This is a genomic window from Rhodococcus sp. P3_B8 (assembly GCF_056402775.1).
On the sequence record NZ_JBFUGT010000192.1, the window covers coordinates 1 to 12173 of the forward strand.

At 65.9% G+C, this 12173-nt stretch carries 13 protein-coding genes; 8 read left to right on the top strand and 5 right to left on the bottom strand.

Going from position 1 to position 12173, the window contains the following annotated elements:
* Both AC1D1G_RS32465 and AC1D1G_RS32470 read left to right on the top strand, forming a co-directional pair.
* Positions 1-391, top strand: a 391-nt coding sequence (locus tag AC1D1G_RS32465; protein WP_477955286.1) for an MmyB family transcriptional regulator, incomplete at its 5' end; no start/stop codon positions are given.
* Complete coding sequence (locus AC1D1G_RS32470) at positions 382-723, top strand: MmcQ/YjbR family DNA-binding protein (protein WP_477955287.1); 342 nt, start codon at positions 382-384, stop codon at positions 721-723. The genes AC1D1G_RS32465 and AC1D1G_RS32470, both read left to right, overlap by 10 nt.
* A 351-nt stretch (positions 724-1074) precedes the next feature.
* On the opposite strand, the gene AC1D1G_RS32475 is transcribed toward AC1D1G_RS32470, so the two are convergent.
* Together AC1D1G_RS32475 and AC1D1G_RS32480 are read right to left on the bottom strand one after the other, a co-directional pair.
* The gene (locus AC1D1G_RS32475; protein ID WP_477955288.1) at positions 1075-2187 is read right to left on the bottom strand and encodes an alcohol dehydrogenase catalytic domain-containing protein; all 1113 of its coding nucleotides are present in this window, start codon (positions 2185-2187) and stop codon (positions 1075-1077) included.
* Between the two features lie 181 nt (positions 2188-2368).
* Positions 2369-2596 (bottom strand): isochorismatase family protein, encoded by a 228-nt coding sequence (locus AC1D1G_RS32480; RefSeq protein ID WP_477955289.1) that lies wholly within the window; start codon positions 2594-2596, stop codon positions 2369-2371.
* Here AC1D1G_RS32480 and AC1D1G_RS32485 point away from each other — a divergent pair.
* Together AC1D1G_RS32485 and AC1D1G_RS32490 are read left to right on the top strand one after the other, a co-directional pair.
* Positions 2529-2897, top strand: a complete 369-nt coding sequence (locus AC1D1G_RS32485; protein ID WP_477955301.1) for a hypothetical protein — start codon at positions 2529-2531, stop codon at positions 2895-2897. The two genes, AC1D1G_RS32480 and AC1D1G_RS32485, sit on opposite strands and share 68 nt — an antisense overlap.
* Before the next feature lie 74 nt (positions 2898-2971).
* On the top strand, positions 2972-3703 hold the full coding sequence (locus tag AC1D1G_RS32490; RefSeq protein ID WP_477955290.1) for a GntR family transcriptional regulator: 732 nt from the start codon (positions 2972-2974) through the stop codon (positions 3701-3703).
* A gap of 310 nt (positions 3704-4013) precedes the next feature.
* Here the strand turns inward: AC1D1G_RS32490 and dmpG are convergent, their stop codons facing one another.
* The 3 genes from dmpG to AC1D1G_RS32505 are packed head-to-tail and all read right to left on the bottom strand — an operon-like array spanning position 4014 to position 6846.
* Positions 4014-5030, bottom strand: coding sequence for a 4-hydroxy-2-oxovalerate aldolase (gene dmpG, locus AC1D1G_RS32495; RefSeq protein WP_477955292.1), 1017 nt, complete (start codon positions 5028-5030; stop codon positions 4014-4016).
* Positions 5027-6010, bottom strand: a complete 984-nt coding sequence (locus AC1D1G_RS32500; protein WP_477955294.1) for an acetaldehyde dehydrogenase (acetylating) — start codon at positions 6008-6010, stop codon at positions 5027-5029. The genes dmpG and AC1D1G_RS32500 overlap by 4 nt, the downstream gene beginning before the upstream one ends.
* Before the next feature lie 5 nt (positions 6011-6015).
* On the bottom strand, positions 6016-6846 hold the full coding sequence (locus AC1D1G_RS32505; RefSeq protein WP_477955295.1) for a 2-keto-4-pentenoate hydratase: 831 nt from the start codon (positions 6844-6846) through the stop codon (positions 6016-6018).
* Between the two features lie 147 nt (positions 6847-6993).
* On the opposite strand from AC1D1G_RS32505, the gene AC1D1G_RS32510 reads away from it, so the two are divergent.
* The 4 genes from AC1D1G_RS32510 to AC1D1G_RS32525 all read left to right on the top strand — a co-directional run.
* Positions 6994-7776, top strand: coding sequence for an IclR family transcriptional regulator (locus AC1D1G_RS32510; protein WP_477955296.1), 783 nt, complete (start codon positions 6994-6996; stop codon positions 7774-7776).
* Positions 7777-7856: 80 nt separating this feature from the next.
* Positions 7857-9419, top strand: a complete 1563-nt coding sequence (locus AC1D1G_RS32515) for an FUSC family protein (RefSeq protein ID WP_477955298.1) — start codon at positions 7857-7859, stop codon at positions 9417-9419.
* Between the two features lie 551 nt (positions 9420-9970).
* Entirely contained in the window at positions 9971-11938 is a 1968-nt protein-coding gene (locus tag AC1D1G_RS32520; RefSeq protein ID WP_477955299.1) for an FAD-dependent monooxygenase, read from the top strand.
* A partial coding sequence (locus AC1D1G_RS32525) for an alpha/beta fold hydrolase (protein ID WP_477955300.1) occupies positions 11938-12173 on the top strand: 236 nt, incomplete at its 3' end. The genes AC1D1G_RS32520 and AC1D1G_RS32525, both read left to right, overlap by 1 nt.

A 12173-nucleotide genomic window follows, 5' to 3' on the forward strand; every position in this document is an offset into this window, starting at 1 on the left:
CGTCGACCCCGCGTTGCTCGCACCACCGGTCAACGTGTTCCGCCTGGCCCTGCACCCCGATGGGAACGCGCCCCGGGTGCGCAACCTGCCGGAGTGGGGCCGGCACATCACCGAGCACCTGCGGGCTCAGCTGGCGCAGAGCCCCGACCCGGCGTTGGAGGCGCTGCTCGCCGAGCTCGAGTCCTACCTTCCGCCGCTGCCCGAGGAGGCCGAGGTGCTCGGCTTCGCGGTGCCGCTGGAGCTGGRCTCGGTCGATGGCGACCTCCGGCTCATCACGACGCTCACGTCGTTCGCGTCCGCCGCCGACGTGACGCTCGCCGAGTTGCACCTCGAGGCGTTCCTGCCCGCTGACCACGGCACCGCCGCGGTGCTGCGCCGCCGATGGGGGTGACGATCGACGAGGCCCGGGCGATCGCCGCCACGTTGCCTCGTTCCTATGAGGCGCTCGTTCGCGACGAGGTGAGGTTCCGGGTCGGGCGCCTGGTCTACGCGGCGTTCTACCACGACGACACGATCATGGGTTTCGGCTTCCCCAGGGAAGAGCGGGCGGCGCTGGTGGCCTCGGAGCCCGAGAAGTTCCTCATGCCCCGCCCCTCCGACATGCGGTACCGGTGGGTCTGCGTACGGCTCGATGCCCTCGACGTCGAGGAGCTGCGCGAGCTGCTGGTCGACGCGTGGCGCATGTGCGTGCCGAAGAAGGTGGCTGCCGCCTACGAGGGGTGACTGATGCCCTGCTCCGAATGACATGGTCGGCGTCAGGGTCGTCCCGAATGGGAGATCGGCGTTCTCCCATGGGCGCTCGCGCAGTTGTACTCGCTGAGCTGGGCGGGCCTCGTAACCGTAACTGCGCCGTGAGTCGGGGATGATCGTCGGATGAGTCGTGGGGACGGGACGCGGTGGATGCGACGCGCTGCACAAGCTCGACACCATCGCTCTCGCGCTGGCCTTACTTCGGCGGTCCTATGCCCCCGCATCGAACCCCGCGGCGGGGTTCCGAAATGTCACAGAACCGCCGCCGCCGGGCCGCCGAACTCGTCTAGAGTGCTGTGTCGGCTGTGGGCTTTCGCTCGTGTATCAGATTCCGGGAGTCACCACTACATTTGCGAATCCACCGGTGCGTAGGGCTGCCTGCTCCAGTGCATCGTTGGCTTTCTCGAGAGGAAATGCCGTGTGGTCGAACGCTGTCAAGTCGAGAGTGCCCGCACTAGCCATAGCAGCCATGTCTTGTCCATCGGAAACATCGAACCAGAGGGACCCGATGATGGTGATATTCGCTGTCATCAATCTATACATTTCGAGCGGTAGGGGTGCCTCCATCGCTCCGATACTCACCATGCGGCCACCGCGGCGCAACGAGTCGAGACAGTCGAGAGTGAGCTGCGCGGGCGATGTTGCCGAGACTGCATCGACGAACACATGTGGACCCAGACCATCAGTTTCTTCCCTGGCCCAGTCCTGTACGCCGCGGTCACCTACGCGCATGACGCGCACACGTTCGGGGTCAAGCTCTCGTAAGCGCTCGAGCAGTTCGGTCTTGCGCCCCAACGCAAGGATTCGCGTCGCGCCCATGGCCAAGGCGTTGAGCACCGTGCTGACGCCCAGCGTTCCAGTCGCCCCGTTGATGAGAACGGTCTGTCCGGCTCGCACGCCGGCCTTGCGCAGCCCCGCATATGCCGTGCCCAGATATCCAAAACGGCTGGCTTGTTCGAATGTGACGTTCGACGGGAGAACAACCAGTCCATCGGCGGGAGCCTTCATGTACTCGCACAAGCCTCCGTGCGGGTAGTCGCGGAAGAGCCGTGCGGAACCCGGTCCGAAGCCGAAGTACCCCTGGAAGGTGAAGGCCGGGTCGTTTACAGGTTCGCCGATTCGAGACGCATGCGAATCGCCCGAATGCCGACCGGGATTCACATAGACGCGATCGCCCACCTGGACATTCCCAACCTGCGACCCGACTTCAGCCACAACCCCTGCGGCGCCGAGGCCGAAGATGGCCGGGAGTTCGGGAAGCGGGAGGAAAGGATTCTTTTCCGGGTAGACCGATATGACGTTCTTCAAGTTGGGAATCATGTTGCAGGCCTTTACTTCGACCACCACATCGCGGGGCCCGGGCGAGGGCCGCTCCACCTCATCGATGGTGAAATTGTGGCCAATTTCGTGAAGGCGTGCTGCGCGCATCGTTGTCATGCCATTCCCTGTTCTCGTGATCGGTTATTTGATGTCTGTGGTTGGGACGCAGGGGCATGCCTCGAGGCGTCACGCCGGTGCGAGTGCCTCGAGGAATCGCGATGATTCGCTGACGGTGGCAAATAGCGCCGTGGATGCGAGGCTTGCCTCGTGTGCGGCGGGTTCGGCTGCCGAACAGAGGTCACCCAGTACCGTGCAGATCGGCTGCCTGCCGTACCGCGGCCTCCACCGAGGCATTGGTCGCGACGCCTGCTACTGCGACCGACGTGATCGCTCGCTGTGTCAGCTCCTCGTGCAACGCCGATCCGGTGAACGGACCAGGGCGCACGTGAGTGAGGACGATGTCGCTTTCGTCGATCGCGATCGACGAAAGCGATGTCGGCGGCGGCGGTACCGTCCTCGAGCGCACCCATGTCGGTGACCATTTGAAGCAGCGGCATGTTCGCGTCGAGATCGGACGAATCTTCGGCGAATGCGATACGAGGGAACACAACGGTCACGCCGGCGGCCCTCGCCGCGCGTGCGAAATCATTCGTGCTCTCGATAATCCGGCAACGCGCGGCTTCTGCAGCAAAGACGCCGCCAAAAGCGCCGTCCGCTTCGACGATGTCCGGTTGCAGGTGCACGAGTATGACCGCGGTCTGGTCGACTGTCACAAGGGCGCCTTTCGAATCGTGACCAGGGCAAACAAGTCAATCAGGGCCCTGTGATGGCGGTAACAATATTCGCGGAAGAGTAGATTCGTCAACACAGAATATTTTCTGTCCTGGGTTATGCTTTGTGCATGGCCCAGCGAGGAGAAGCGCAGACTCTGACGGAGCATGTTCGGGGGCTGTTGCGTCGCGATATTCTGGCGGGAGTCTGGCCGCCCGGGTCTCGACTTCAGCCCGCTGCTTTGGCACGCAACTACGGCACGAGCACGACAGTGATCCGCGAATCGCTCGCTCGACTGGGGCAGGAGCGCCTTGTGACGGCAAAGCCCAATCAGGGTTTCTTTGTCATGAGCCTTTCGCTCCTAGAGCTGCAGGACCTCACATTGGTCCGTTCTCATAACGACACCCTTGCTCTCCGGCTCGCGATCGAGCGCGGCGGCGTGCCGTGGGAGACCGACATCATGAGCGCCTTCCATGTGCTTACACGCACGCCGAGGCGCTCCGCCGAGGATCCCGCGCACACAACCGAAGCCTGGTCCACGGCACACCGCAACTTTCACGTCAAGCTTGTCGAGGCGTGTGGCATTCAGATGCTTGTCGACGCGACTGAGACGCTTTTCGATACGACCGAGTTGTACCGAAGATGGTCTGCCCCATCCACCGTCGCCAGTAGTAGATCCGTGGATGATGAACATCGGGCGATCCTGGATGCATGCCTCGCAGGCGATGTGGAGATGGCTCAGGACAAGCTGCGCGAGCACTACGAGACATCTCTCCGTGTGATCCTCCAAGCTGGTCTCACCGCTGAGCAGGACGTTCGGGCCGATACCGGTTCGATCGATGTTCGCGCAACCGCACGCTGACATTCTTCCCCCCGCCTGGTACGGAGACGGAAGTCGATTCTGCTGCAGGATAAGTCGTGAGGATCGAACTGCGGTCAGACGCGCGCGAATTCTCGCCTGCGAAATAGGGACCTGCGCGCGGGCCGCAGCGTGCTGGTCTCGCCGACATCCGCGCTTCGCGTCGGGCTGCTCGCTCGACACCACCCGAGCGGCATTCAACCTCGCCACGATATATGCGCTGCAGTGCTTTCCGAACATCGGCAATCCTCATCTCGCCTATCGTCGTGCCGCGACGGCGACATCTTCGTCACCGCCGCGGCACGTTTCGTTCTCAGTCGCCTGCTCGGCTGCGCAGGTCGAGGGCGATGTCGACGATGAGGTCTTCCTGTCCGCCGACGAGACCGCGGCGGCCGACCTCGAGGAGGATGGTGCGCACGTCGATGCCGTACCGCTGGGATGCGGCTTCGGCGTGCCGGAGGAAGGACGAGTACACGCCGGCGTAGCCCAGGGTGAGGGTTTCCCGGTCGACGCGCACGGGCCGGTCCTGSAGCGGCCGGACGAGGTCGTCGGCGGCGTCCTGGAGGGCGAACAGGTCRCTGTTGTGCTTCCAGCCCTGCAGGTCCGCGACCGCGATGAACGGTTCGATCGGGCAGTTGCCGGCGCCGGCGCCGTGCCCGGCCAGYGAGGCGTCGACCCGGGTGACACCCTCYTCGACGGCGACGACGGAATTGGCGACCGACAGTGACAGGTTCTCGTGSGCGTGGATGCCGATCTCGGTGGCCTCGTCGAGCACGTCCCGGTAGGCGCGGACCCGGTCGCGGACGCCGTCCATGGTCAACCGGCCRCCGGAGTCGGTGACGTAGACGCAGTGCGCGCCGTAGGACTCCATGAGCTTGGCCTGGGCGGCGAGCTCGGGTGCGGTGGTCATGTGGCTCATCATGAGGAAGCCGGAGACGTCCATGCCGAGTTCCCGGGCTTTKCCGATGTGYTGGGCGGCGACGTCGGCTTCGGTGCAATGAGTCGCYACGCGGACGGACCGCACGCCCAGTYGGTAGGCGTGTTCGAGTTCGGCGATGGTGCCGATGCCGGGCAGCAGCAGGGTGGTCAGCCGGGCGTGGGTGAGGTTGGCGGCRGCGGCTTCGATCCATTCCCAGTCGGTGTTGSWRCCGGGGCCGTAGTTCAGCGAKCCGCCGGCGAGTCCGTCGCCGTGGGCGACCTCGATGCCGTCGACACCGGCGGCGTCGAGCGCGGCCACGATCTTGCCGACGTCGTCGGGGGTGATGCGGTGGCGGACGGCGTGCATGCCGTCGCGGAGGGTGACGTCTTGGATGAACAGCCTGGTGGTCATCGGGTGGCTCCCTGGGTTGCCGTCGGGGCGGCGATCGTGTCGGCGACGGAYTCGGCGTAGCGCACYGCGGCCGAGGTCATGATGTCGAGGTTTCCGGCGTAGGCGGGCAGGTAGTGGGCGGCGCCTTCGACTTCGAGGAACACCGTCACCTGGTGGGTGGGGGCGGCCGTGTCCCCGGAGGCGAGCAGGGTGTGSACGGGTTGGCCGTCCGGGACCGGGGTGATCTGGACCTGTTGCTTGAGTCGGTAGCCGGGCACGTAGGTCGCGACGTGSTCGACCATSGTCTGGATCGAGTCRCGCACCTTGTCGTGGGTGGCCGGGTCGGSGGCGGAGATCAGGCACAGGACGGTATCGCGCATGATCAGCGGCGGGTCGGCCGGGTTGAGGATGATGATGGCCTTGCCGCGGCGGGCGCCGCCGACGGTTTCGATGGCGTGGGAGGTGGTTTCGGTGAACTCGTCGATGTTCGCGCGGGTGCCCGGTCCGGCGGACTTCGAGGCGATGGAGGCGACGATTTCGGCGTAGGCGACCGGKGTCACGCGGGAGACGGCGGCGACGATCGGGATGGTGGCCTGACCGCCGCAGGTGACCATGTTGACGTTGGTGGCGTCCCGGTGTTCGTCGAGGTTGACCGCCGGCACCACGAACGGGCCGAGGGCGGCCGGGGTGAGRTCGATCAGCCGTTTGCCGAGCGGTTCGAGCAGGGCGGCGTTGGCGGCGTGYGCCTTGGCGGAGGTGGCGTCGAAGATCACGTCGATCTCGTCGAAGTTCGGCARCTGAAGGAGGCCGTGGACGCCGCCGGCGGTGGTGGGGACGCCGAGGCGGCGGGCGCGGGCGAGCCCGTCGGAGTCGGGGTCGATGCCGACCATCGCGCCCATCTGCAGGACGTCGGAGTGGCGGATCACCTTGATCATCAGGTCGGTGCCGATGTTGCCGGATCCGATCACCGCGACGGTGACCKTACGGGTGTTTACGCTCATGGTGCTCACTCCTGGGTGAAGGTKGCGGTGACCGATCCGAGACCGGTGATGTCGGCGCGGACGGTGCCGGCGGTGTCGATGACGGCCATCGGCCCGAGGGCGCCGGACAAGATCACCTGCCCGGCGCGCAGTGGTTGACCGAACTCGCGTGCGGTGCGYGCGAGCCAGGCCAGCGCCCGCACCGGGTCACCGAGGCAGGCGGCGCCGGTTCCGGTCGACACCTCGGTGTCGTCGATGAACATCTGCATCTGCGCGGCGACCGGGTCGAMGGAGTCGAGGGTGCGCCGGTCGGCGCCGAGGACGAACAGYCCGCTCGACCCGTTGTCGGCGACGGTGTCTCCGAAGGTGATGTCCCACCCGGCGATTCGGCTGTCGACGATCTCGAGGGCGGCCACCGCGTAGTCGACGGCGSCGCGGATCTGSGCGTCGTCGAGCGGCCCGTCCACCAGATCGTGTGCGAGGACGAACGCGATCTCCGCCTCCACCTTCGGCTGCAGCAGCCGCGACAGCGGRATCGAGGTGGTCTCCTGGCAGYGCATGTCGTCGAACAACACACCGAAGTCCGGTTGGTCGACGCCGAGCTGCTGCTGGACCGCCGGGGAGGTCAGGCCGATCTTGCGGCCGACGACGCTCGCGCCGGCGGCGATTCGGTCGGCGACGWTCCGCTCCTGGACGGCGTACGCGGCGGCGGCGTCGTCGGTACCGATCAGGTCGCGGACCGGCGGGCACGGCGTGGAAGTCGCGGCGGCGGTGCTCAACCGCTCGGCGGCGGCGACGACCGCGTCGGCGGAGGCTCGCGCCGTGGGGGGCAGGCTGGTGCCCGGGGGTGTGCTCATCTGACGTCCCGATGTGATCGTGGGGAATGGACTGTGGGTTCCACTGTCGCCGCCGGGGGATGGTCCGCCAAGCAGTGCGTTCCACTGAGCCGAACACAGGTCGTATCGTGGGCGTGAGCGCCGGCGGCAACGGAGGTGATGTTCGCAATGTCCGATCAGGAGTTCGACCGCACGACGGTGCTGGGCAAGGTCATGATGGTGCTGCACGCGTTCACCATCGACGACTCGACCCTGTCGCTGGCCGAACTGGTCCGGCGGACGTCCATCCCGAAGGGCACGCTGCACCGGGTKCTCACCGACATGGTGRCGGTGCGRATGCTGGACCGCACCGATGCCGGTTACCGGCTCGGCGGCTCCCTGTTCGAGCTGGGCATGCGSGCRTCGGTCGAGCGCAGCCTGCTCGAGGTGGCGATCCCCTTCATGGAGGACCTCTATGTCCGCACCCACGAAACGGTGCACCTGGGCGTCCTCGACGGGACGGAGGTCGTGTACCTGTCGAAGATCGGCGGCCATCGGCAAGCCAGCGCACCMTCGAGGATCGGGGGCCGGATGCCGGTGCACTGCACCGCAATCGGCAAGGYACTGCTCGCCCACGCCGACRRTGCCCTCCGAGAACAGGTGCTYTCCGCTCCACTGCCCCGCTACACCCCGCGCACCATCATCCTGCCCGGACCGCTGCGCACCCAGCTCGACCGCATCGCCGCCGAGGGCATGGCCTACGAATACGAGGAATCCGCAACCGGAATCGTGTGCGTAGCCGCCCCTGTCCGCGAGAGCGAGGACGTCGTCGCCGCGATCAGCGTGACAGGTCCGTCCCATCGCTTTCGGCCGGACACGCATGCAACCTCGGTCCGCGCCGCCGCCGACGGCATCGGTGTGATGCTCTCTCGGCGAACACAGCTTTTTGCCGACACGCGATCCAGCCTGTAGGCCCTTCGGCGTAGCAGAGGTCAACGATGACACTCTCAGTGCAACTCGACGTCTAGAATGCTAGTTGCTTTAATGGTTCGGTGCTCAATCATTTGGTGGTCGCCCTTCGTCGTCGTTCCCCTGACTGCGTCATCGCACCGTCGCTACGTGCCGGCGTCGCGGTGGGTGTTCCGCTGGTGGGTGCCATGATGGCGAGCTGGCACCACTGGGTGGCCTATCTCGCGCTTGGCTCGCTGGTCGCCCTGTATGGGAAGAACGAACCGTATCGCCGGCGGGCGGGAACCCTCACCGGTGTCGGTATCGGACTGGTGTTGGCCGTAGGTGCCGGTGTGTGGTTTGCCGGTTCGGTTACCCATCCCGCCGCGCGCTTGTTGATGATCGGGGTTGCGGCCGCGGTGGCCAAGCTCATGTGCGATGCAGGCGCTTCCGGGCCTCCGGGAGGATTGATTCTCGGTTTCGCCTGCGCCACCACCGCGTATCTCCCGCCGCCGGTTCCGTCGGTGGTGGCGGTCTTCGCCGCTACCTCGGCGGGAGCGTTGTTTGCCTGGGTGGTGTGTATGTGCGGATGGGTGTTCGATCCGTGGGGTCCGGCGAGGGTCGCGGTCGCGAATGCGTTGCGATGCGCTGCGGCGATCTCCCGGTCCGACGAGGACCGTGCCAGGCACACAGCCGCACTGGCGGTGCACTCTGGCTGGTTGGCTCTGGCGGCGTCGCGTCCACGGCGTGCGGGTGTTCACGGCATGCTCGCCCGCTTGAATGCTGCCGCCGAATCGGTTGTGCTGAACCCGGCATCGCCGGACACCGCGCGAGGTCACCAGCTGGAATCGGCGGCGTCACGGATTCTGCGGCGGCGGCCACCGAATCTGCCGGATCTGCCTGCGCCACCGTTTTTGAACGCATTCACGGATTCTCCGGGTTCTGTGATGCTTCGGTCACGGTCGATGGTTGCCGCGCTGCACCCGCGGTCACTGATGATGCCGGGCGCGGTGCGCGTGTTTCTCGGCGCCGTGGTCGCCGGCGGCGTGGCGCAGGCGCTGCACCTCGGCCACGGCTACTGGGCTTCGGTGACGGCGATTGCGGTGTTGTCGGTTCCCAGCGCCGTCGCCAGCGTGCATCGCGCCGTGCAGCGCACACTCGGTACCGGGGTGGGACTGATCCTGGCGTTGCTGGTGCTGTCGACGGTGTCCTCCCCGCTCTGGGTGTCGGTCATCGTCGTCGGGTGTGTCATCGTGGGGGAGATCTTCGTGGTCTACAACTATGGGTACGGGATGGTGTGGATCACCCCGACTGCTGTGTTGCTGACCGCGTTGGCCGTGCCGGCCGGGCCGGCCGGGCCCGCGGACCTGACGGGTGATCGCCTGGTCGCCACCGCTGTCGGTGGGCTGGTTGCGCTGGGATGCGTACTCGCTGTGCGAAACCGAAGGTCGATACGTGCGCTGGAGTGCGCGATACGTGCCTGCGAAAAGGCGGTCGCCGAACTACGTGTCGCCGAACCACGCGGTGAGCAACAGCGGCGGAAGTTGGTTCCACTGGTCGCAGCGGTACGTGATGCGTACGAAATCGTCCGGGGTGAGCACTCGATTCGTGATGTACCGGTGGAGGAGGTGGTCCGTCGCTTCGAGCGGGAGTTCGCATACTCCTGAGGTCGTCGCCGGGCGACGTCGACACAGTGGGGTACGACCATGGGCGCGGAGCGAATACCGGCCTGCCTTCACAGTGCTTTTCGATCTCGCGTCCGTAACTCGGTTTCGCGGATGCGGAACGGGACCATGGCCATGGGGACCAGGCACGACACCACCAGCCCTGGTCCCGATCCCACCGCCACGAACGAATGCAAAAACGGGGTGATCGACCGCCGACGGGCAGGTGTTGGGTGCACGGCCGGAGCCGTCGACGGCTGTCCCGGGCGAAGGCCCCCACCTGGGCACCAGGGTGCGCCGCTGTGCCGGGGCGACTGTCGAGCACTGCCGTTCTAGAGTGCCAATATTTCCGGTAGTGAGTGATCTGGAGCACTTCGTGGTCGCTCGGATTAGGTCGATAACTATGTCTTACCTCGGAATATGCAAACTATTTGAAATAGTTCCGGCAAGCCTCTTTCTTGTTGGGGGATCAACTGGCATGCTAGTTGTAGTGATGACGATCACCCGAGGCGGCCGATATGGCCTCGGGTCCACAGAGAGTTTGAGAAGGTGCAATGGAGACTTCAGCCTTGCCTGCCCCGGCATTCGTGCCGTTCCCCGATGACGGCAGCGGCTACGACACCGATGTCGTGATCGTTGGCCTCGGTCCCGCCGGCGGCACGGCCGCCCTGGCCCTGGCCACGTACGGAATCCGAGTCCACGCTGTCTCGATGTTTCCCTGGGTGGCGAACTCCCCCCGGGCGCACATCACCAACCAGCGCGCCGCGGAGGTTCTCCGAGACCTGGGCGTGGAGGAGGAAGCGCGGCGATATGCGACTCCGTGGGACCAGATGGGGGACACGCTGTTCACCACGAGCCTGGCCGGTGAAGAAATCGTCCGACTCCAGACATGGGGTACCGGTGACCTGCGCTACGGCGACTACCTGACCGGCAGCCCATGCACGATGCTGGACATTCCGCAGCCGCTGATGGAGCCGGTACTCGTCAAGAATGCCGCCGAACGTGGCGCGGTCATCGGATTCCATACCGAGTACCTCGACCACGTCCAGGACGAGAACGGCGTGACCGTCCGGCTCCGTGACGTCCGCTCCGGCAACGTCTTCGAGCAGCGTGCTAGGTACCTGCTGGGCTTCGACGGTGCACGTTCGAAGATCGCCGATGAGATCGGGTTGCCCTTCGAAGGCGAACTCGCCCGCGCGGGTACTGCCTACATCCTCTTCAACGCCGACCTGAGCAAGTACGTCGCGCATCGTCCGAGCATCCTGCACTGGATCGTCAACTCGAAAGCCGGTTTCGGTGAAATCGGCATGGGCCTGCTGCGGGCAATCAAGCCGTGGAACCAGTGGATCGCCGGCTGGGGCTTCAACATGACCGACGGCCAACCCGACGTGTCCGACGAGGTTGCCCTCGAACAAATTCGGACACTGGTCGGCGACCCCGACCTCGAGGTCGAGATCGTGTCGCGGTCCTTCTGGTACGTCAATCAGCAGCACGCAAACCACTACCAGTCCGGCCGGGTCTTCTGCGGCGGAGATGCCGTCCACCGGCACCCACCGAGTAGCGGCCTGGGATCGAACACGTCGATCCAGGACGCGTTCAATCTGGCCTGGAAGGTCGCGTTCGTCGTCAAGGGATACGCCGGTGATGGTCTCCTCGAGTCCTACTCACCCGAGCGGGTACCGGTCGGCAAGCAAATCGTCGCCCGCGCCAACCAGTCCCGCAAAGACTACGCAGGACTGCGCGAATGGTTCGACTACGACAGCGACGACCCGGTCAAGGCCGGCCTGTCGAAGCTGAAGGACCCCTCGCCCGAGGGTGTCGCCCGACGCGAACGCCTCTACGAGGCACTGGAATTGAAGAACACCGAGTTCAACGCCCAGGGCGTCGAACTCAACCAGCGATATGAGTCGGACGCGGTCGTACCAGATCCCGACGCCGGGGACGAAGAGTGGGCCCGCAACCGAGAACTGTATCTGCAGGCGACCACGCGGCCCGGCGCCAAGCTGCCCCACGCGTGGCTGGTCGGAGCGGACGGCACGCGCATCTCCACCCTCGACGTCACCGGGAAGGGAATGATGACCCTTCTGACCGGAATCGGTGGACAGGCGTGGAAGCAGGCCGCCGCCAAACTGGACCTGCCGTATCTGCGCACCGTGGTGGTCGGCGAGCCCGGAACCATCGACCCCTACGGCTACTGGCGCCAGGTCCGCGAAACCCACGAAGCCGGGGCCATTCTGGTCCGCCCCGACGGTTACATCGCCTGGCGGCACAGCGCCCCGGTCTGGGACGACGCCGAAGCACTCCAGCACCTGGAAGCCGCGCTGGCCAGTGTCTTGGACCGGTCGGCGGAGCAGTCCACCGACGGCGAGACGGCCATCGCGAGCGACTCCGGCCGCTCGACTCCGCCGCAGTACAGCACCGCGGCGGTGCCGATCGCCGTTCCTCAGGCCACACCAGAGGATGCGTCGGCGGTCGCCGGCACGCAGAGCAATGTCATCACAGCCGAGGGAGGCAACAACTGATGTCCCGTCCATACACCAGCGTTTGGGACGACCTCAACCAGGTCGAGTTCAGTCAGGGATTCATCCAGGCCGGCCCGTACCGGACCCGGTACCTGCACGCCGGCGACGAGTCCAAGCCCACGCTCCTGCTGCTGCACGGCATCACCGGCCACGCCGAGGCGTACGTGCGGAACCTGGCCGCCCATGCCGAGCACTTCAACGTCTGGGCGATCGACTTCATCGGCCACGGCTACAG